The following is a 19291-nucleotide window of genomic DNA, read 5'->3' on the forward strand; positions in this document are numbered from 1 at the left end:
TTATACGGACGAGATATAAGAGTAAACGGCGTCGCGATCTTGCGCAGAGAGACTGCGGAACTGTGACAGGGCCCTCGAGCTGAGGAGTAGCTGGCGAAGGTGCTCAGGCGCCGTAGACCGGCTCCGGCGGCACGGCTTTGGCGAGCAGATCCTGGACCACCGGGCCCAGTTCGGCGGGATTCCAGCGGGCGCCCTTGTCCACCGCCGCGCCGTGCCGCCAGCCGTCGGCCACCGCGACTTTGCCGGCTTCGACCTCGAACATCCGTCCGGTGATACCGGCGGACTCGGCGCTACCGAGCCAAACCACCAGCGGTGACACGTTTTCCGGCGCCATGGCGTCGAATCCGCCGTCCTCGGGCGCGGCCATCGTCTCGGCGAACACGGTCTCGGTCATGCGCGTGCGCGCGGCGGGCGCGATCGCGTTCACGGTGACGCCGTAGCGCGCGAATTCGGCGGCGGCCGTGAGCGTCAGGCCCGCGATGCCCGCCTTGGCTGCCCCGTAGTTGCTCTGGCCGACGCTGCCCTGCAGGCCCGCCCCGGAGCTGGTGTTGATGATGCGCGCGTCGACCGGGTTGCCCGCTTTGCTTTCCGCGCGCCAGTATTCGATCGCGTGCCGCATGGTGGCGAAGTGGCCCTTGAGGTGTACGCGAATCACCGCGTCCCACTCGTCCTCGGACAGGTTGGCCAGCATCCGGTCGCGCACAAAACCGGCATTGTTGACGAGCACGTCCAGGCGGCCGAAGGTGTCGACGGCGGTGCGGATCAGGTTGCGGGCGCCCGCCCAGTCGGCGACGTCGTCACCGTTGGCCACGGCTTCGCCGCCGAGCGCCTTGATCTCCGAAACCACTTGCTGGGCCGGGGTTTCGGCGGTGGGGTCGCCGTTCAGCGCCGAGCCCAGGTCGTTCACCACGACCTTCGCGCCGGCGGCCGCGAAAGCCAGCGCGTGTGCCCGGCCGATGCCGCGGCCCGCGCCGGTGACGATGACGACGCGCCCGGCGCAGAGCTGGGCGTCCTTGCTCACTTCAGCCATACCTGTTGTCCCTCTTTCGGATTGGTGAGTTCAGCGCAGCGCGGCGGTAGAGGCCGCGAGGAAGGCCGGGCGCTCGCCGCCCCCGTGCACCAGCAGGGTCGCGCCGCTGACGTAGGCGGCCAGCGGCGAGGCGAGGAAGGCTGCGCAGCGGCCGATGTCCTCGGGGTCGGCCATCCGGCCCAGCGGAATGGTCTCGGCGACCGCGGCGATGCCGTTCTGATCCCCGTAGTGCAGTTCGCTCTGCTCGGTTCGGACCATGCCGACGACCAGCGAATTGACCCGCACCTTCGGCGCCCACTCCACCGAGAGCGACTGGGTCAGGCTGTCGATGCCCGCCTTGGCCGCGCCGTAGGCCGCGGTGCCCGGCGAGGGCCGGTGCCCGCTGACGCTGGACACCATGACGATCGAGCCGCCGTCCGGCTGCTGCTGCATCACCGCGTTGGCCACCTGCGAAACCAGCAGCGGAGCAAGCAGATTCAGTTCCACGATCTTCGAATGAAAGTTCTTGCTGGCCTGCGCGGCGAGCGCGAACGGCGCGCCACCGGCATTGTTGACGACGTGGTCGAGGCGGCCGTGTTTGCGCACGATGGTCTCGATCAGTCCGTTGACCGAATCCCCGTCGCGCACATCGCAGGGCAGGAACTCGATCTCCCGTCCGTCGCAGGACACCGGCGCCTCGGCCGGTCGGCGCGCGCACGCGATGACGGTCGCGCCCGCCGCCAGGAAGGCCTTGCTCACTCCGGCGCCGACGCCTCGCACACCGCCGGTGACGAGAACAACGCGGCCGGACAGGTCGATTTCGAGAGCCACCGTGCTAACCTACCAAGCAACTGCTTGCTTCGGCAATGATCGTGGCGATTGCCTACCGGTCGCCCGAAAAGGTCAGCTCATTCACAGCACGATGGGACATTCGATGGGGATCAACCGTCACACCGAAACCGCAGGCGTCGAAGTCGTCACGGTCGACTATCCGCCGGTCAACGCCCTCCCCTCGGATGGCTGGTTCGCCCTCGCCGACGCGATCCGCGAAGCCGGGCGCAACCCGGAGACCCGGGTCGTCGTGCTGCGCGCCGAGGGCCGCGGGTTCAATGCGGGCGTCGACATCAAGGAAATGAACGAGGACATCGGGCACGCCAAGCTCATCGCCGCCAACCACGGCTGCTTCGAGGCCTTCGCGGCCGTCTACGACTGCCAGGTGCCGGTGGTCACCGCCGTCAACGGCTTCTGCCTCGGCGGCGGCATCGGCCTGGTCGGCAACTCCGATGTCATCGTCGCCTCCGACGACGCGACCTTCGGCCTGCCCGAGGTGGACCGCGGCGCCTTGGGCGCGGCCACTCATCTGGCGCGGCTCGTCCCCCAGCATCTGATGCGGACCATGTTCTACACCGCGGGCAAGCTCACCGCCCAGCAGCTGCACCATTTCGGCTCGGTGTACAAGGTGGTGCCGCGCGACGAACTCGACGCCGCGGCAATGGAAGTCGCGAAGAACATCGCGAGCAAGGACGGCCGCGTCATCCGCGCCGCCAAGCGCGCGCTCAACGGCATCGACGTGCAGGACGTGCACCGGTCCTACCGCTACGAGCAGGGTTTCACCATGGAACTCAACCTCGCCGGCGTGGCCGACGAGATCCGGGCGCGCTTCGACGACGATCTGGCCGCACAGAAGAAGGGGAAGTAAGTCATGCGCGACAAGCGAATGTCGCTCGACGATGTGGTCGGCGAGCTGCGCAGCGGGATGACGATCGGCATCGGCGGCTGGGGCTCCCGGCGCAAGCCGCTCGCCTTCGTCCGCGCCCTGTTGCGTTCGGATATCACCGATTTGACCGTCGTCACCTACGGCGGACCGGATCTGGGTCTGCTGTGTTCGGCGGGCAAGGTGCGAAAGGCCTACTACGGCTTCGTCTCCCTGGATTCCGCGCCGTTCTATGATCCGTGGTTCGCCAAGGCGCGCACCGGCGGCGAGATCACCGTGCGCGAGATGGACGAGGGCATGGTCAAGTGTGGTTTGCAGGCGGCTGCCGCACGGCTGCCGTTCCTGCCGATTCGCGCCGGATTGGGTTCCGCCGTCCTCGATTTCTGGGACGGCGAGCTGAAGACCGTCGAGTCGCCGTACCCGACCGACGGCAAGACCGAAACCCTCGTCGCCATGCCGGCGCTGCATCTCGATGCCGCGTTCGTGCACCTGGATCTCGCCGACAAGCACGGCAATGCCGCCTACACCGGCGTCGATCCCTACTTCGACGACCTGTACTGCCTGGCCGCCGAGCGCCGCTACCTGTCGGTGGACCGGCTGGTGGAGACCGAGGAATTGGTGAAAGCCGTTCCACACCAATCGATCATCCTCAATCGCATGATGGTCGACGGCGTGGTCGAGGCGCCGGGCGGCGCGCACTTCACCTTCTCGGGCAGCTACGGCCGCGACGAGAAGTTCCAGCGCCACTATGTCGAGGCCGCCAAGACGCCCGAATCGTGGGCCGAGTTCAAGGCGCGCTACCTGGACGTGTCCGAGGATGAATACCAGGCCGCCGTCCGCGCTTTCGCCGAGGAGCAGAAGTGAGCAGTACTGAAACCATTACCCGGGCCGAGGTCTGCGTGGTCGCGGCGGCCGAAATCTTCCGCGGCGCGGGCGAGATCATGGCCAGCCCGATGTCCACCGTCACCACCATCGGCGCGCGTCTGGCCCGGCTCACCTTCGAGCCGGACCTGCTGCTCTCCGACGGTGAGGCGCTGTTCTTCGCCGAAGTTCCGGCGATCGGGGGCAAAGCGCCGATCGAGGGGTGGATTCCGTTCGCCAAGGTGTTCGACGTCGTCGCCTCCGGCCGCCGGCACGTGGTGATGGGCGCGAATCAGATCGACAAGTACGGCAACCAGAATCTGTCGGCCTTCGGTGCGCTGCAACAGCCTTCCCGGCAGATGTTCGGTGTGCGCGGCGCGCCCGGCAACACCATCAACCACGCCACCAGCTACTTCGTGCCCAAGCACAACCGGCGGGTGTTCTGCGAGACCGTCGACATCGTCTCCGGGATCGGCTACGACAAGATCGATCCGGACAACCCGGCCTACCGCTTCCACCACCTGCACCGGGTGGTCTCCAACCTGGGCGTGTTCGACTTCAACGGCCCCGATCACACGCTGCGCGCGCTGTCGCTGCACCCCGGGGTGACACCGGCCGAGGTCGCCGAGAACACCTCCTTCGAAATCGCGGATCTCGGCGAAGCGGGCGAAACCCGTTGGCCCACCGAAGAAGAGCTGCGGATCATCCGTACCGTGCTGGATCCCAAGGGTTTCCGGGAAAAGGAGGTGCAGGCATGAGCGGACGGCTGCGCACTCCGCTGACCGAGCTGGTCGGCATCGAGCATCCGATCGTGCAGACCGGGATGGGCTGGGTCGCCGGACCGGGGCTGGTCTCGGCGACCGCGAACGCGGGCGGGCTGGGCATTCTGGCCTCGGCCACCATGACTTTCGCCGAACTGGAAGCGGCCATCGCCAAGACCAAGGCGCAGACGGACAAGCCGTTCGGGGTGAATATCCGCGCCGACGCGACCGATGCCCCGGAGCGCATCGAGTTGCTCATCCGGGAGCGGGTGCAGGTCGCGTCCTTCGCGCTCGCGCCCAAGAAGGAGCTCATCGCTCGCCTGAAAGACGCGGGCGTGGTGGTTGTTCCGTCGATCGGCGCGGCCAAGCACGCGGTGAAGGTGGCGTCCTGGGGCGCCGACGCGGTGATCGTGCAGGGCGGCGAGGGCGGCGGCCACACCGGCCCGGTCGCGACCACGCTGCTGCTGCCGTCGGTGCTCGACGCCGTGGACATCCCGGTGGTGGCCGGCGGCGGCTTCTTCGACGGCCGCGGCCTGGCCGCCGCGCTGTCCTACGGTGCGGCCGGCGTGGCGATGGGCACCCGATTCCTGCTCACCCAGGAGAGCAGCGTGCCCGAGGCGGTCAAACGCGAGTATCTGGCGCGCGGCCTGCAAGACACCATCGTCTCCACCAAGGTCGACGGCATGCCGCACCGCGTACTCGACACCGAACTCGTGCGAAAGCTGGAACATTCGGGCCGGGCTCGCGGTTTCGCGGCCGCCGCCTCGAACGCGCTGAAGTTCAAGGGCATGACCGGCATGAAATGGTCGACCATCGTCAAAGACGGCCTGGCCATGCGTAAACACAAGGACCTGACCTGGTCGCAGGTGATCATGGCCGCCAACACCCCGATGCTGCTGAAAGCCGGTCTGGTGGAAGGCGATACGCAGGCCGGAGTGCTGGCGGCCGGTCAGGTCACCGGCATCATCGAGGACCTGCCGACGGTCGAAGAACTGATCGACCGCATCATCACCGACGCGCTGGCCCGCATCAGCGCGGTCTCGGCGCTGCCGGTCGAATCCCCGGCGACCGTGACCCAGTCCTGACGTTGCCGAACGCGCGCCTCCGTCCGGTGGACGGGGGCGCGTTCCGGTCTCCGCCCGGCAGAACCGGACCTACCAGGGCAGCTGCGCGTACACGGTGTCGTCCTCCGCACCCCAGCGATAGCCCCAGAGCTGGCCGGTCGGGCCGTCCGCGGGCAGGGTGGCGAGCGCGACGCTGACCTCCGCGCCCTGCTCAGCGGTGCGGAAGCCGCTGTTCCCGTTGAACTCGGTGGCGCAGTAGCCGGGATTGGCGGCGTTGACCTTGATCGGGGTGTCCCAGAGTTCCTTGGCGTACATGGCGGTGACCATGTTCAGCGCGGCCTTCGAGGCCGGGTAGGGAATGGCCGCGGCCGGCCACAGCGGGCTCGTCTGGTCCATGAGGAAACCGATGGAACCGACTTCACTGGACACCTGGACGATGCGGGCCGCCGGGGCGTTGCGCAGCAACGGCAGCAGCGCGTTGGTCACCGCGACCACACCGAAGACGTTGGTTTCGAAGACTTCTCGCATCGCGTTCAGAGCGGTTTCCGAGGGCTGACCGAAATCGCCCGCGATGCCCGCGTTGTTCACCAGGACGTCCAGGTGACCGAATTCCGCCGCGATCCAGTCGGCGGCTCGGGCGATGGAGCCGGCATCGGTGGCATCGATTTCCAGCGGGCGCGCGTCGATCCCCGCCGCGGCCAGTTTCGCCACCGCTTCGGCGCCGCGTTCGGCGGATCGGGCCCCCACCAGAACCGTCATACCGCGCTCGCCCAGCTGTCGGGCGGTTTCGTAGCCGATGCCCCTGTTGGCACCGGTGATCAGGGCAATCTGCTTCGTTGTCGTCATGGGATCGAGCCTGGCAGCGCCGAAACGGCCCGGGGAGGACCACTTCAGCCTGGTACAGGCTGTACCACCCACCGGATGGCCATCGCGCCCGATACTGGATGGGTGACCGATCGAACCGAGTTGGCGAAATTCCTGCGCGCCCGCCGCGGCAAGCTGCGCCCGGCCGACGTGGGCCTGCCCGAGATCGGGCAGCGCCGGACGCCGGGACTGCGCCGCCAAGAGGTGGCTCAGCTCGCCGGGATCTCGGTGGACTACTACATCCGGATGGAACAGGCGCGCGGGGCGAAGCCGTCCCGGCAGGTGCTGGCGGCGGTCGGCCGGGCACTGCTGCTCAGCACCGACGAACGCGAGTACCTGTTCCGGATCGCCGGCGAGAACCCGCCGCCGACCTCGGGACCGAATCGCATTGTCTCCCAAGCAGTCCGCGTATTGCTCGACAATACGACCGTGCCCGCCTACGTGGTGGACGCCTGCTACGAGATCCTGGCCTGGAACCGGATGGCCGTGCCGTTCGTCGGCGATCTCGCGCAGGTTCCCGCGGCCGACCGGAATATGGTGCGCTGGATGTTCCGGCTGCCCGACGACGCCGAACCCTGGTCGGAACCCGCGTCGGTGGATTTCGCCCGCTCCACCGTCGCCGATCTGCGCGCGGTCTACGCGCGCTATCCCGGCAATCCGGCGCTGGCCGAGTTGGTCACCGAATTGCTCGGCACCTCTGGACATTTCGCGCGGATGTGGGCCGATCACGATGTCGAGGTGCGCCGCGGGCACTACAAACGGGTCCAGCACCCGGAGCTCGGTCCGCTCGAATTCGACTGCCAGGTCCTGCACATCTCGGACAGCGATCAGCGCATCATCGTGTACTGCCCGGAACCCGGCTCGCCCACCGCCGCGGTGTTCGCACGGCTCCGCGCGTCGGCCGAACCGCTGCACGGCTCGCTCATGTGCCCGAATATCGCCGCCGAAGCCCAGGTTTCGGCTCGACCAGAATCAGCTCAGGCACGCTTGACGCACCTGAGCTGACCTCAGCGGCGGATCAGACGCGCTCGATGATGGTGACATTGGCGGTGCCGCCGCCCTCGCAGATGGTGAGCAGCCCGTAGCGGCCGTTCACCCGCTCCAGTTCGTTGAGCAGAGTCGCGAAGAGTTTCGCGCCGGTCGCGCCCAGCGGGTGGCCCAGGGCGATCGCGCCGCCGTTCACGTTCACCTTGTCCGGGTTGATGCCGGTTTCCTTGATCCAGGCCAGCACCACGGGCGCGAAAGCCTCGTTGATCTCGGCGACATCGATGTCGTCGATGGACAGGCCGGTCTTCTCCAGCGCCCACTTGGTCGCCGGAATCGGGCCGGTGAGCATCATGATCGGGTCGGCGCCCCGGGCGCTCACGTGATGAATGCGGGCGCGCGGCGTCAAGCCGTACTCCTGTACCGCCCACTCCGAGGCGAGCAGCGTGGCGCTCGCGCCGTCGGAGATCTGACTGGCGACGGCGGCGGTGAGCGAACCACCCTCGGCCAGCACCTTCAGCCCCGCCATCTTCTCCAGGCTGGTTTCGCGCGGGCACTGGTCGATGCTGAAGTCGCCCACCGGGACGATCTCGTTGTCGAAGCGGCCGTTCTTGATCGCGTCACGCGCCCGGTCGTGGCTGCGCAGCGCCCACTGCTCCATTTCCAGCCGGCTGATGCCCCACTTGTCGGCGATCATCTGCGCGCCGTTGAACTGCGACACCTCGCCGGTGCCGTAGCGGTGGTCCCAGCCCGCCGCGCCGACGAACGGGGAATCGAACCCGTACTCCTTGCCCGCCAGCATGGCGGCGGAGATCGGGATGGCGCTCATGTTCTGCACGCCACCCGCGACGATCACCTCGGCCGTGCCGCTCATAATGGCCTGCGCGCCGAAATTGATGGCCTGCTGGGAAGATCCGCACTGCCGGTCCACCGTCACACCCGGGACTTCCTCGGGGAAGCCCGCGGTCAGCCAGGCGGTGCGGCCGATATTGCCGGCTTGCGGACCGATGTTGTCGACGCAGCCCACAATCACGTCGTCGACATTGCCCGGGTCGATCGGGCTGCGGTCGAGCAGCCCCTTCAACACGGCCGCGCCGAGGTCCGCCGGGTGCACGGCGGCCAGCGCGCCGTTCTTCTTGCCGACCGGGGTGCGCACCGCGTCGATCACATAGGCGTCCCGGACCGGGGCGTACGGGCGGCGGGTGGGTGCAGACATGGGGAGCTCCAAATCAACTGTGCTGCACGGTCAAACCGTCGAGCACGATGGTCAGATACTGCTTGGCGAGGTTTTCCACGGTGATGGGACCGCCCGGCTGATACCAGCGGACCGCGACCCACACCGTGTCCCGCAGGAACCGGTAGGCCAGTTCGACATCGAGTTCGGCCCGGAAGCTGCCGTCGGCGACGCCGTTGGTGAGCACTTTGTGCCAGAGTTCGCGGAATTCGTTGTTGTATTCGTCGATGTAGGCGAAGCGTTCGGCGCCGCGCAGACGCTTGGCTTCGGCCTGGTAGATGGCTACCGCGGCGTGGAAGCGATCGAATGATTCGTAGGAGGCGAGGACCAGGGCTTCGAGGGTGTCGCGCGAGCTCAGGCCGGAGGTGACGATTTCCCGGTAGCGCCCGAACAGGTCGTCGAGGAAGCCGCGCAGGATCTCGTCCACCATGGATTCCTTGGAATCGAAGTGGTGGTAGAGGCTGCCGGATAGTATTCCGGCCGCGTCGGCGATATCGCGGACGGTTGTGGCACGCAGCCCGCGCTGGGCGAACAGATCGGCCGCCAGCAAGAGCAGTTCGTTGCGCCGTGCCGATTTCGAGGCTTCTGCTGATTTCGAGGCGTCAGGTGCGGTCACATAGCCGATCGTACAACCAAGCATTTGCTTGGTCCAGGGCGGTATAAATCAACCCCCTTCTACCGGCGCGGATGCTCAGCGGAACGAGTAGCGTAAGGGCGAGGAGACGGACAGGTCGGCTAGCAGTCGATCACAGATGACGACCGGTGATATCCCCGCCCGCGCTAGCCGGGCGACCAGCGCCAATCGTCGTTCGGGACTGTCCCATTCGACAGTGAGTGGGCCGCGGCCAGGCCCGGCATCCACGGTCGCCAGCACGCGCGGCGGGCCGTCCGGCGTGGGTTCCTCGACGAGTTTGAGGATCATGCCGCGCTGCCACGCGCGGTAGGTGTCCATATCCGCGCCGATCACCAATTTGTCGGTGGCGGCGCATAATCCCTGCGCGATCTCGTCGTCGATGGCGACTCGATCGAAGCGGAACTGGCGGCAGCGGCGCACCACCTCGAGCAGATCGGCGCGCACCTCACACATCAGCTCGGCCTGCCGTTGCCGGCGCAGCTCGGGTTCGGTCTGCGCGATCGATGCGTGGTCCAGCCCGAGCCGCCTGGCGCGCTCGTGGTCGCGCTGCATATCCGCGCGTAGCGCACCGCGCGGATCGCGCGCGACCTCGCCTTCGTCGACCGCGTACTGCTCGAGTATCTGCGCGGCCCGGGAAGCTGTGATTCGCTCCGAACGATGGTCCATCAGCTCGGCGCCGAAAGTGAGCGCGGCGAGAACCATGCTGTCCAGTCTTCGCCTGGCCAGCACGACTTCGCGCACCAAATCGAGTTCCAGTTGTTCGCGGGCATGTGGGCGATCCAGGCCCATAGCCATCGCCCCTCACGGGAGTTTGCGGGATCCGACCTCCCCCAGCATGGCACACCGGAGGGGTCGACACGCAATGGTTTTTCACCGGAGCTCATGCCCGTAAGCAGCGCAAATAGCGGATGTACGGAGGCGTTCGCACTCTTGCGCGCGGAAGCGCCGCCGCCATCGGATGACAGACAGCAGGCGCACCGGGCGACCGCGGGCAGCGCACCCGCCGCCCGCGATCGAGCCCGGGAGCAAACGCTGTGAAATCAGGCGCGCTGACTGCTGATCGAAACGACCTCACCGGTCAGATAAGTCGTGTAATCGCTGGCGAGCATGGCGATGGTGGCCGCCACCTCCCACGGTTCGGCGGCCCGGCCGAAGGCTTCGCGTTCGGACAACCGGTCCAGCAGTTCCGGTGAACTCACCTTGTCGAGGAACGCGTGGCGAGCGATGCTCGGCGAAACCGCGTTGATCCGAACACCCAATTCGGCGGCTTCCACGGCACTACACCGGGTCAGCGCCATGACGCCGGCCTTCGCGGCCGCATAGTGGGCTTGACCGTATTGCGCCCGCCAGCCGAGCACACTCGCGTTGTTCACGATCACCCCGCCGTGTCCCGCGTCGCGGAAGTAGCCCAAAGCGGCCCGGGTGCAACGGAAGGTCCCGTTGAGGGTGATGTCCAGGACGCGGTCCCACTGTTCGTCGGTCATGTCGACGACCGGGGTCTCACCGCCGAGCCCGGCATTGTTCACCATGATGTCGACCCGGCCCAGCGCCTCGGCCGCCCCGCGCACCAGCGCGTTCACCTGTTCGGTGCTCTGCACGTCACACGCGATGGCCGCGACCCGGCGGTCCGGGAATTCACCCTTGAGCTCGACTTCGGTTTCGGCCAGCCGTCTTTCGTGCCAGTCCGAGACCACGACGTCCGCGCCCTCGGCGAGCAGCCGGCGGGCGGTGGCGGATCCGATGCCGGTCCCCGCGGCGGCGGTGATGACAGCGGTGCGTCCGGTGAGCAGACCGTGCCCCGGAACGGGTTGCGGCGCAACGGAAAGATCAGCCATTATCGCGCCTCTCGCGGCAGACCGAGCACCCGCTCGGAGATGATGTTGCGCTGCACTTCGTTCGAACCTCCGTAGATCGTGTCGGCACGGGTGAACAGGTACATCCGCTGCCATTCGTTGAGATCGTCGTTGTCGTCGGCGATCAGGCCCTTGGGTCCGAGTACCGCCATGGCGAGTTCGCCGAGTCCGCGATGCCAGTTGGCCCACAGCAGTTTCGACACCGAGGCCTGCCCGCTGTCGTCCACCGCGGCGGTCGCCATGGTGCGCAGTGCGTGGGCGCGCATGACGCGCAGGCCGACCCACGCCCGGTCGATCCGGTCCGCGATCAGCGGGTCCTCGGCCGCACCGGTACGCCGGGCCAGCGCCTCGATGTCGGCGAGCTCGCGCGCGAAACGGATCTGCTGGCCGAGGGTGGAGACGCCGCGCTCGAAGGCCAGCGTGCCCATGGCGATGCGCCAGCCCTCCCCCGGTGCGCCGACCACGAGATCGGCGGCGGTGCGGGCATTGTCGAAGAAGACCTCGTTGAACTCCGAGGTCCCGGTGAGCTGGATGATCGGGCGCACCTCGATGCCCGGCTGATTCATCGGAACCAGCAGGTAGGAAAGGCCCTTGTGGCGCACCGAGCCCTTTTCGGTGCGGGCGATGACGAAGCACCAGTCCGCGACGTGTGCCAGCGAGGTCCAGATCTTCTGGCCGTTGACGGACCATTCGTCGCCGTCGAGGTGTGCGGAGGTGCTGACCGCGGCCAGGTCCGAGCCCGCGCCCGGTTCGGAGTAGCCCTGGCACCACAGTTCGGTGACATTGCGGACCCCGGGCAGGAAGCGGTCCTTCTGCGCCTGGGTACCGAAGGCGAGCAGCGTGGGGCCGAGCAGTTCCTCACCGACATGCGAAACTCGCGCGGGCGCATCGGCTTTGGCGTATTCCTCGTGAAAGATCACCTGCTGGGCAACGGTCGCCTCGCGTCCGCCGTACTCCTTGGGCCAGCCCAGACACGTCCACCCGGCCGCGGCCAGGTGCCGGTCCCAGGCCAGGCGCTCGTCGTGCGCCTCGTGTTCGCGGCCGGGGCCGCCGAGTCCGCGCAACTCGCGGAATTCGCCGTTGAGGTTCTCTTCCAGCCACTCCCGCACTTCCGCGGAAAAGGCCGCATCGGATGCGGCGGTACTGGAATCTGAGGTCTGGATCGCAACCACGACGGTAGGATAACCTACCAAGCACTTGCTTTGTTAGCCTCCAACGTAGCGACTGGTCGCAGGTCGCTCGAGAAGGTCAGCGGAACGGCCCAGCGGACGGTGAGGACAACCGTGACAACCCCTGCACAGACGACCCCGATGGCACTGCACGACGCCGCGCGGACATATGGCGACGCACTCGCCCTCGCCGACGGCCCGGTCCGGCTCACCTGGAACCAGCTGCTCGACGCGGTCCAGGAGGTCGCGCGCGCGTTGATCGCACGCGGGGTGCGGCCCGGCGACCGCGTCGCCATGTGGGCGCCCAATACCCAGCACTGGGTGATCGCCGCGCTCGGCGCGCATTACGTGGGCGCGGCGCTGGTGCCGTTGAACACCCGGTATGTCGCCGAGGAAGCCGCCGACGTGCTGGCCCGGGTGCACGCGAAGGCGCTGTTCATCGCCGGCCCCTTCCTCGGCCGGGACCGGCTGACGGAATTGCGCGCCGCCGCACCGTCTTTGGCTATCGACACGGTCGTCGTGATTCCGGTCGAGCCCGATACCTCGGTGCCGGCCGACGCGTACACGCTGAACTTCGCGGACCTGGCCGGCATCGCGTCCGAGGTATCGGTGGCCGACGCGTACAAGCGGGCCGAGGCCGTCGGCCCCGACGATGTGTCCGACATCCTGTTCACCTCCGGCACCACCGGGCGCAGCAAGGGGACGCTGATCGCGCACCGGCAGGCGCTGGCGGTGGTCCGCGCCTGGGCCGAGTGCACCACGCTGCATTCCGGTGACCGGTACCTCGTGGTGAGCCCGTTCTTCCACAACTTCGGTTACAAGGCGGGCATTCTCGCGTGCCTGGTGAGCGGCGCGACGATCGTGCCGCAGGCGACCTTCGACGTACCCCAGACGATGCGGCTGGTCGACGAGGAGAAGATCACCGTATTGCCGGGGCCGCCGACCATCTACCAGACGATCCTGGACTTTCCCCAGCGTGCCGAGTTCGATCTGAGTTCGCTGCGCGTGGCGGTGACCGGCGCGGCGACGGTGCCGGTCGTGCTGGTCGAGCGGATGCGGTCGGAGCTCCGGTTCGACGTCGTCATCACGGGTTACGGACTGTCCGAGGCCGCCGGGTTCGGCACGATGTGCCGCGCCGACGACGACGCCGAGACCATCGCCAACACCTGTGGACGACCGATCGCCGATTTCGAACTGCGGCTCGGCGGGGTGGGTGAGCACAGCGACGCCGGTGAGGTGCTGTTGCGCGGGCCGAACGTGATGCTCGGTTATCTGGACGATCCCGAAAGCACCGCCGAGACCATCGATGCCGACGGCTGGCTGCATACCGGTGACATCGGCACGCTCGACGAACGCGGTTACCTGAAGATCACCGACCGGCTCAAGGACATGTACATCTCGGGCGGGTTCAACGTGTACCCGGCCGAGGTCGAACAGGCGCTGGCCCGGCTCGACGGTGTCGCCGAATCCGCGGTCATCGGCGTGCCCGATACCCGGATGGGCGAGGTCGGCAAGGCGTACGTGGTGCGCAAGCCGGGCGCCACGCTGACCGAGGAACAGGTGCGGGCGCACGCCTCGACCGTGCTCGCCAATTTCAAGGTGCCCCGGTTCGTCGAATTTCGCGATCAGCTGCCCTACAGCGCCGCCGGGAAAGTGCTCAAGCGGGAACTGCGCGCGAACTCGGCGCGCGGAGGCGGCAGCGGAGCGTAGCCATGCGAGGCGCAGCGAGCACCGCAATCAAACATCGTGAGGAGAACAAATGACCGAGGACGCGGTCCCCGACGAGGGCGAAGTCGTCACCTATGCGGTCCGGGGGCGAGTCGCGATCGTCACGCTGAATCGGCCGGACTACCGCAACGCCCAGAACTCGGTGATGACCTACGCCCTGGACGCCGCGTTCGAGCGCGCCGTCGAGGACCCCGAGGTCGGCGTGATCGTCTTGGCGGGCAACGGAAAACATTTCAGCGCTGGCCATGACATCGGCACGCCGGGCCGGGATCACCATGTGCGGTACCAGAACAAGGCCGCGCTGTGGTGGGACCATGTCGACAAGGCCGGCGGCGACCAGCGTTTCGCGCGTGAGACCGAGGTGTATCTCGGCATGTGCCGGCGCTGGCGCGAGATCCCGAAGCCGACCATCGCGATGGTGCAGGGCGCGTGCATCGCGGGCGGGCTCATGCTGGCCTGGGTGTGCGATCTGATCATCGCCGCCGACGACGCGTTCTTCTCCGATCCCGTGGTGCGCATGGGCATCCCCGGCGTCGAGTACTTCGCGCATCCGTGGGTGATGGGTCCGCGCGCGGCCAAGGAGTTCCTGTTCACCGGTGACCGGTTCGACGCGGCGCAAGCCAAAGAATGGGGCATGGTCAACCGCGTGGTGCCGCGTGCGGAACTCGAGGCCGAGACCCTGGCGCTGGCCGAAAAGATCGCCACCATGCCGCAATTCGGGCTCGCGCTGACCAAGAAGGCGGTCAACCAGGCCGAGGACCTGATGGGCATGCGCTCCGGCATGGACTCGGTGTTCGGCCTGCACCACTTCGCGCACGCGCACAACGCCGAGGTCGGCGCGGACTCGCTGGGCGGAATGAACGCCAAGTCGATGAAGGCGACCGCGACTCAGCAGAACGGGACAACGTAAGTGGATCTGGATTTCGATCAGGCGACACAGGATTTCCAGCGGGAAGTCCGTGAGTTCCTGGCCGCCAACACACCGAAGACGCCCCTGGCCTCGATGGACACCAAGGCCGGATTCGAAGCGCACCGCGATTGGGAACGCACTCTCGCCGACGCCCGGCTGTCCGTGGTCTCCTGGCCAGGCGAATACGGCGGCCGGGACGCCTCGCTGCTGGAATGGGTGTTGTTCGAACAGGAGTACTACGCCGCGGGCGCACCCGGACGGGTCAGCCAGAACGGCATCTTCCTGCTCGCGCCGACGCTGTTCGAGCACGGCACGCCCGAGCAGCTGGAGCGGATCATGCCGCGGATGGCGCGCGGCGACGACATCTGGGCGCAGGCCTGGTCCGAGCCCGAAGCGGGCAGCGACCTGGCCGGTATCCGCTCCACCGCCCGGCGCACCGACGGCGGCTGGCTGCTCAGCGGCCAGAAGACCTGGAGTTCACGAGCCGCGTTCGCGGACTGGGCCTTCGGACTCTTCCGCAGCGACCCGGAAGCCGAACGGCACCGCGGCCTCACCTATGTGATGTTCCCGCTGAACGCCGACGGGGTGTCGGTACGGCCGATACCGCAACTCGACGGTGAACCCGGGTTCGCCGAGATCTTCCTCGACGACGTGTTCGTACCCGACCGCGATGTGATCGGCGCGGTGAACGAGGGCTGGCGGGTGGCCATGAGCACCTCCAGCAACGAGCGCGGCCTGTCGCTGCGCAGCCCCGGCCGGTTCAGCGCGACCGCGCAGCGCCTGGTCGACCTGTGGCTGGAGGTCGGCGACCGCACCAATACCGCCCAGCGGGACGCGGTGGTGGACGCCTGGCTCGGCAGCGAGGCCTACCGGCTGCACACCTTCGGCACCGTCACCCGGCTCAACGAGGGCGGCAAGCTCGGCGCGGAATCCTCGATCACCAAGGTCTTCTGGTCCGAACTCGATATCGCCATGCACGAAACCGCCCTGGACGTCCTGGGTTCCGCGGGCGAACTGACCGGGCCGTGGACCGACGGCTACCTGTTCTCGCTGTCCGGCCCGATCTACGCCGGCACCAACGAGATTCAGCGCAATATCATCGCCGAGCGGCTGCTCGGACTACCGAGAGGGAGCAGCCGATGAGGTTCGCGCTCAGCCCGGAACAACTCGACTTCGGCACCAGCGTCCGCAAGTTGCTCGACGCCGGGCAGACGCCCGCCGTGGTGCGCGCGTGGGCCGCCGGTGACGCGCGCGCCGGACGGGGCTTGATTCGTCAGCTCGCGAATTCCGGTGTGCTCGGGCTCGCCATCGACGAGGACAACGGCGGCGTCGGCGCGGAGCCGATCGATCTGGTGGTCGCGTTCCTGGAGATCGGCCGGGCCGGTGTTCCCGGCCCGCTGGTCGAGACCGCCGCCGCGATTCCCGCCCTGTTGCAAGCGCTGCCGGACACCGAACTGGCGCAGCGCTGGCTGCCCGGATTCGCCGAGGGCACCGCGCTCGGCACGATCGCTTTCGCCGCCCCGGACCAGGAACCCGTTGTCCTGGACGCGGATACGGCGGAGGTCGTGCTGGTGGTGGACGGGGCCGAACTGTGTCAGGCCGAGCACCGGACGCTCGTGCGTTCGATCGACCCCGCCCGGCGATTGTTCACCGTCAGCCCGGGTGAGCCGGTCGCCGAGGGTGCCGCGGTGGTCGAGGCCGCGGCCATCGCTTTCGACACCGGCGCGCTCGCCGGTGCGGCCCAGTTGCTCGGCGCGGGCCGTGCTCTGCTGCACCAGGCCACCGAATACGCCAAGCAGCGCAAGCAGTTCGGTAAACCGATCGGCGAATTCCAGGCGGTGAAGCAGAAGCTCGCCGACGTGCTGATCGCCCTGGACCTGGCCGAACCGCTGCTCTACCGAGCCGCCCTCACCATGGGCGAACCCACCCGCGGCCGTGACGTCTCGGCCGCCGTAATCACCTGTGGGGACGCCGCTTACGGAGCTGCGAGGGCCGCCCTGCAAGTGCACGGAGCCATCGGATACACCGCCGAATACGACCTGTCCCTGTGGCTGACCAAGGTGACTGCGCTTCGTTCCGCCTGGGGCACGCCGGATATGCACCGATCCCGAATCGCCCGCGCGCTACGCGACGAAGCGATCCAGGACCGCGCCCTCCGAGGGGAAGCATGAATTCCGCCGTCATCTCGCGCTCCCGCACCGCCGCGCACACCCTGGCGGCCGCATCGAATCCCGCTACACCCGCACACGCTCCCGTCATCCCGGCGAACACCCGGACCCATCGTTACCAGGGAGGCAGGGTATGACCAGCGCGGAACACCAGGAGTTCACCGCCTCGGTGCGTGCGTTACTCACCAAGCACGCGGGCAGCGCGGCCGTGCGCGCCGCGATCGACACCGACGTCGGTTACGACGCCGCGTTGTGGCAGCGCCTCTGCGAACAGATCGGTGTCGCGGCCCTCGCTATTCCGGAGGAGTACGACGGCATCGGCGCCTCCCTGCTCGAATCCCTGTTGGTGGTCGGGGAATTGGGCCGCACCCTGGCCGACGTGCCGATGCTCGGCTCCGCCGTGCTGGGCGCGCAGGCCGTGCTGCTCTCCGGTGACACCGAAGCGTGCGCCCGGCTGCTGCCGGGCGTGGCCGAGGGCAGCCGGACGATCGCCCTGTGCTGGGCCGGCGCGGACGGCTGGGACGTGTTCGGCGTCCAGGCCGAAGGCGAAACACTCGGCGGCACAGCGCATTATGTACTCGGCGCGCACGCCGACACGCTGATCGTGATCACCGCGGACGGATTGTTCGAGGTCGCGCCCGACGCCGCGGGTGTCACCCGGCGGGCGGTCGCCACCATGGACCCCACTCGCAAACTCGCCGAGATCACCTTCGACGGTGTAACCGGTCACCGCCTCGGTGCTGCGGATCCCGCCGCGATCAGTACGCGCCTGCGCGAAATCGCCTGGGCCGCGGTGGCCGCCGAGCAGGTCGGCGCCATGCGGCAGTGCCTGGAGATCACCGTCGAATACACCAAGTCCCGAGTCCAGTTCGGCCGCGCCATCGGCGGCTTCCAAGCGCTCAAGCACCGGATGGCCGATATGTATGTGCTGCTGGAGTCGGCCCAGTCGGCCGCGCTCGCGGCAGCCGTCGCGGTCGCGGAGCACAGCCCGTCGGCGGCCGAGGACGTGTGGGCGGCCCGCCTGCACTGCTCGGAGGCCTTCACCCAGATCGTCGCCGAAACCGTGCAGCTGCACGGCGGCATCGCGATCACCTGGGAACACGACGCGCACCTGTTCTTCAAGCGCGCCCACGGGGACGCGCAGCTGTTCGGGAACCCGCGCAGACCGCTCGCCCGGACCGCGTGACTTCCCCGTCGTCCCGGCTGTCGCTTGCGCCGGGACGACGGGCCGGAAGCGTACGGTCGAGAGGTATGAGCGATCCGACAGGACCGGTGCAGATCGAGACCAGTCACAAGCGGGTCCGGGCCTATCTCGGCGGACATCTGGTCGCCGACAGCCTCCGGCCCGCGCTGGTCTGGGAGCACCCCTACTACCCGACCTATTACCTGCCCGCGGTAGACCTGCGCGCGAAACTCGAACCCAGCAACGGCGTCAGCCACTCCCCCGCACTGGGCACCGGCACCGGCTACGACGTGGTCGTCAACGGCATCACCGCGGAGAATGCCGCACTGCGCTACCACGATTCCCCCGTGCCGGGGTTGACCGAGCTGGTACGGCTGGCGTGGGAGTCGATGGACGAATGGTTCGAGGAGGACGAACCCGTCTATGTGCACCCGCGTGATCCGTATTCGCGGGTCGATATCCTGGCCGGCTCGCGCCATGTCCGGGTGGAGATCGACGGCGTCACCGTCGCCGATTCGCACTCGCCGCGAATTCTTTTCGAAACAGGCCTGCCGCCACGGTATTACCTGCCGTTGACCGATGTGCGCATGGATCTGCTCCAGGATTCCGATACGCACAGCAGTTGCCCGTACAAAGGCAATGCCGATTATTGGCATGTGCGCATCGGCGCCAACGAATACACCGATTACGTGTGGATCTATCGCACACCCGTACCGGAGAGTCAGAAGATCCAGGGTTTGGCGTGCTTCTACAACGAGAAGGTCGACATCTATCTCGACGGCGAGCTACAGGATCGCCCGCACAGCCCGTTCAGCTGAACCAGCGCCGTCGTCGTCGCGGGCGTGCGGGCCGCCGGTAGACGTCCGCGGTGATCCGAGCGCCGAGCGAATCGGTCACGTGGAAGTACTGGCCCCCGATGTCGGCCGCGGCTCGGGCGATCTCCTCGATGGAACCGTGGAAGTCACCGGCGCCGATCGGGGTCAGCTTCATCTCGACCGCACCTACTCGATCGAGGCCGCTCTCCGGCGCCCGGTCGAGCTCTTCCGCTATCGCACGCATCGATCCACTGTCGACCGAATGCCGTACACCGTCAAGTGTTTCGGGTGGCAAGCTCGAGGTCCCGTCGATCGCGCGACGGGACCTCGGCTTGTCGGA

General features: G+C 67.8%; 20 protein-coding genes. 11 read left to right on the top strand and 9 right to left on the bottom strand.

Translation table 11 applies throughout. The features are described 5' to 3' along the window. Nucleotides 1-103: 103 nt before the first annotated feature. Nucleotides 104-1030 carry an SDR family oxidoreductase gene (locus BJ987_RS03125; protein WP_209884481.1) on the bottom strand — a complete coding sequence of 309 codons (927 nt, stop codon included), beginning with the start codon at nucleotides 1028-1030 and terminating at the stop codon, nucleotides 104-106. A gap of 30 nt (nucleotides 1031-1060) precedes the next feature. Further along, nucleotides 1061-1840: an SDR family oxidoreductase gene (locus tag BJ987_RS03130; RefSeq protein ID WP_209884483.1), complete on the bottom strand. Its 780-nt coding sequence runs from the start codon at nucleotides 1838-1840 to the stop codon at nucleotides 1061-1063. Nucleotides 1841-1943: 103 nt separating this feature from the next. Here BJ987_RS03130 and BJ987_RS03135 point away from each other — a divergent pair, with 103 nt between their 5' ends. The 4 genes from BJ987_RS03135 to BJ987_RS03150 are packed head-to-tail and all read left to right on the top strand — an operon-like array spanning nucleotide 1944 to nucleotide 5430. Then, the gene (locus BJ987_RS03135; RefSeq protein ID WP_209884485.1) at nucleotides 1944-2708 is read left to right on the top strand and encodes an enoyl-CoA hydratase family protein; all 765 of its coding nucleotides are present in this window, start codon (nucleotides 1944-1946) and stop codon (nucleotides 2706-2708) included. Between the two features lie 3 nt (nucleotides 2709-2711). After that, a complete protein-coding gene (locus BJ987_RS03140; protein ID WP_209884487.1) occupies nucleotides 2712-3587 on the top strand; it encodes a CoA transferase subunit A in 876 nt (291 codons plus the stop codon). Further along, nucleotides 3584-4342: a CoA-transferase subunit beta gene (locus BJ987_RS03145; RefSeq protein WP_209884489.1), complete on the top strand. Its 759-nt coding sequence runs from the start codon at nucleotides 3584-3586 to the stop codon at nucleotides 4340-4342. The genes BJ987_RS03140 and BJ987_RS03145 overlap by 4 nt, the downstream gene beginning before the upstream one ends. Beyond that, nucleotides 4339-5430: an NAD(P)H-dependent flavin oxidoreductase gene (locus BJ987_RS03150; protein WP_209884491.1), complete on the top strand. Its 1092-nt coding sequence runs from the start codon at nucleotides 4339-4341 to the stop codon at nucleotides 5428-5430. The genes BJ987_RS03145 and BJ987_RS03150 overlap by 4 nt, the downstream gene beginning before the upstream one ends. A gap of 69 nt (nucleotides 5431-5499) precedes the next feature. Here BJ987_RS03150 and BJ987_RS03155 read toward each other — a convergent pair whose 3' ends face one another. Then, nucleotides 5500-6255: an SDR family oxidoreductase gene (locus tag BJ987_RS03155; protein ID WP_209884493.1), complete on the bottom strand. Its 756-nt coding sequence runs from the start codon at nucleotides 6253-6255 to the stop codon at nucleotides 5500-5502. 102 nt (nucleotides 6256-6357) lie between these two features. Between BJ987_RS03155 and BJ987_RS03160 the strand changes: the two genes are divergently transcribed. Next, the gene (locus BJ987_RS03160; protein ID WP_209884495.1) at nucleotides 6358-7278 is read left to right on the top strand and encodes a helix-turn-helix transcriptional regulator; all 921 of its coding nucleotides are present in this window, start codon (nucleotides 6358-6360) and stop codon (nucleotides 7276-7278) included. A 13-nt stretch (nucleotides 7279-7291) separates the two neighbouring features. Here BJ987_RS03160 and BJ987_RS03165 read toward each other — a convergent pair whose 3' ends face one another. From BJ987_RS03165 to BJ987_RS03185, 5 genes are all read right to left on the bottom strand, one after another. Further along, the gene (locus BJ987_RS03165) at nucleotides 7292-8473 is read right to left on the bottom strand and encodes an acetyl-CoA C-acetyltransferase (RefSeq protein ID WP_209884497.1); all 1182 of its coding nucleotides are present in this window, start codon (nucleotides 8471-8473) and stop codon (nucleotides 7292-7294) included. Nucleotides 8474-8486: 13 nt separating this feature from the next. Next, a complete protein-coding gene (locus BJ987_RS03170; RefSeq protein ID WP_209884499.1) occupies nucleotides 8487-9107 on the bottom strand; it encodes a TetR/AcrR family transcriptional regulator in 621 nt (206 codons plus the stop codon). A 75-nt stretch (nucleotides 9108-9182) separates the two neighbouring features. Continuing rightward, on the bottom strand, nucleotides 9183-9914 hold the full coding sequence (locus BJ987_RS03175; protein ID WP_209884501.1) for a hypothetical protein: 732 nt from the start codon (nucleotides 9912-9914) through the stop codon (nucleotides 9183-9185). 251 nt (nucleotides 9915-10165) lie between these two features. Then, on the bottom strand, nucleotides 10166-10960 hold the full coding sequence (locus BJ987_RS03180; RefSeq protein WP_209884502.1) for an SDR family oxidoreductase: 795 nt from the start codon (nucleotides 10958-10960) through the stop codon (nucleotides 10166-10168). Further along, entirely contained in the window at nucleotides 10960-12150 is a 1191-nt protein-coding gene (locus tag BJ987_RS03185) for an acyl-CoA dehydrogenase family protein (protein WP_209884504.1), read from the bottom strand. The genes BJ987_RS03180 and BJ987_RS03185 overlap by 1 nt, the downstream gene beginning before the upstream one ends. Before the next feature lie 111 nt (nucleotides 12151-12261). Between BJ987_RS03185 and BJ987_RS03190 the strand changes: the two genes are divergently transcribed. The 6 genes from BJ987_RS03190 to BJ987_RS03215 all read left to right on the top strand — a co-directional run bounded on the left by BJ987_RS03190 (nucleotide 12262) and on the right by BJ987_RS03215 (nucleotide 18954). Next, on the top strand, nucleotides 12262-13857 hold the full coding sequence (locus BJ987_RS03190; protein WP_307869439.1) for a FadD3 family acyl-CoA ligase: 1596 nt from the start codon (nucleotides 12262-12264) through the stop codon (nucleotides 13855-13857). Nucleotides 13858-13906: 49 nt separating this feature from the next. After that, nucleotides 13907-14785, top strand: coding sequence for an enoyl-CoA hydratase (locus BJ987_RS03195; RefSeq protein ID WP_209884506.1), 879 nt, complete (start codon nucleotides 13907-13909; stop codon nucleotides 14783-14785). Continuing rightward, a complete protein-coding gene (locus BJ987_RS03200) occupies nucleotides 14786-15928 on the top strand; it encodes an acyl-CoA dehydrogenase family protein (RefSeq protein ID WP_209884508.1) in 1143 nt (380 codons plus the stop codon). It abuts the gene before it with no gap. Beyond that, nucleotides 15925-16956 carry an acyl-CoA dehydrogenase family protein gene (locus BJ987_RS03205; protein ID WP_209884510.1) on the top strand — a complete coding sequence of 344 codons (1032 nt, stop codon included), beginning with the start codon at nucleotides 15925-15927 and terminating at the stop codon, nucleotides 16954-16956. The genes BJ987_RS03200 and BJ987_RS03205 overlap by 4 nt, the downstream gene beginning before the upstream one ends. 130 nt (nucleotides 16957-17086) lie before the next feature. Beyond that, the gene (locus tag BJ987_RS03210; RefSeq protein WP_209884512.1) at nucleotides 17087-18139 is read left to right on the top strand and encodes an acyl-CoA dehydrogenase family protein; all 1053 of its coding nucleotides are present in this window, start codon (nucleotides 17087-17089) and stop codon (nucleotides 18137-18139) included. Between the two features lie 65 nt (nucleotides 18140-18204). After that, nucleotides 18205-18954: a DUF427 domain-containing protein gene (locus tag BJ987_RS03215; protein WP_209884514.1), complete on the top strand. Its 750-nt coding sequence runs from the start codon at nucleotides 18205-18207 to the stop codon at nucleotides 18952-18954. Here the strand turns inward: BJ987_RS03215 and BJ987_RS03220 are convergent. Beyond that, the gene (locus BJ987_RS03220; protein WP_209884516.1) at nucleotides 18947-19195 is read right to left on the bottom strand and encodes a hypothetical protein; all 249 of its coding nucleotides are present in this window, start codon (nucleotides 19193-19195) and stop codon (nucleotides 18947-18949) included. The two genes, BJ987_RS03215 and BJ987_RS03220, sit on opposite strands and share 8 nt — an antisense overlap. Between the last annotated feature and the right edge of the window lie 96 nt (nucleotides 19196-19291).

Origin of the sequence: Nocardia goodfellowii (assembly GCF_017875645.1) — a bacterium.
Taxonomy (GTDB): Bacteria; Actinomycetota; Actinomycetes; order Mycobacteriales; family Mycobacteriaceae; genus Nocardia; species Nocardia goodfellowii.

Coding starts and splice junctions, on each gene's coding strand:
- BJ987_RS03125 (WP_209884481.1), bottom strand. CDS start 1,030: ATGGCTGAAGTGAGCAAGGACGCCCAGCTCTGCGCCGGGCGCGTCGTC.
- BJ987_RS03135 (WP_209884485.1), top strand. CDS start 1,944: ATGGGGATCAACCGTCACACCGAAACCGCAGGCGTCGAAGTCGTCACG.
- BJ987_RS03140 (WP_209884487.1), top strand. CDS start 2,712: ATGCGCGACAAGCGAATGTCGCTCGACGATGTGGTCGGCGAGCTGCGC.
- BJ987_RS03150 (WP_209884491.1), top strand. CDS start 4,339: ATGAGCGGACGGCTGCGCACTCCGCTGACCGAGCTGGTCGGCATCGAG.
- BJ987_RS03155 (WP_209884493.1), bottom strand. CDS start 6,255: ATGACGACAACGAAGCAGATTGCCCTGATCACCGGTGCCAACAGGGGC.
- BJ987_RS03165 (WP_209884497.1), bottom strand. CDS start 8,473: ATGTCTGCACCCACCCGCCGCCCGTACGCCCCGGTCCGGGACGCCTAT.
- BJ987_RS03175 (WP_209884501.1), bottom strand. CDS start 9,914: ATGGGCCTGGATCGCCCACATGCCCGCGAACAACTGGAACTCGATTTG.
- BJ987_RS03180 (WP_209884502.1), bottom strand. CDS start 10,960: ATGGCTGATCTTTCCGTTGCGCCGCAACCCGTTCCGGGGCACGGTCTG.
- BJ987_RS03195 (WP_209884506.1), top strand. CDS start 13,907: ATGACCGAGGACGCGGTCCCCGACGAGGGCGAAGTCGTCACCTATGCG.
- BJ987_RS03205 (WP_209884510.1), top strand. CDS start 15,925: ATGAGGTTCGCGCTCAGCCCGGAACAACTCGACTTCGGCACCAGCGTC.
- BJ987_RS03210 (WP_209884512.1), top strand. CDS start 17,087: ATGACCAGCGCGGAACACCAGGAGTTCACCGCCTCGGTGCGTGCGTTA.
- BJ987_RS03215 (WP_209884514.1), top strand. CDS start 18,205: ATGAGCGATCCGACAGGACCGGTGCAGATCGAGACCAGTCACAAGCGG.
- BJ987_RS03220 (WP_209884516.1), bottom strand. CDS start 19,195: ATGCGTGCGATAGCGGAAGAGCTCGACCGGGCGCCGGAGAGCGGCCTC.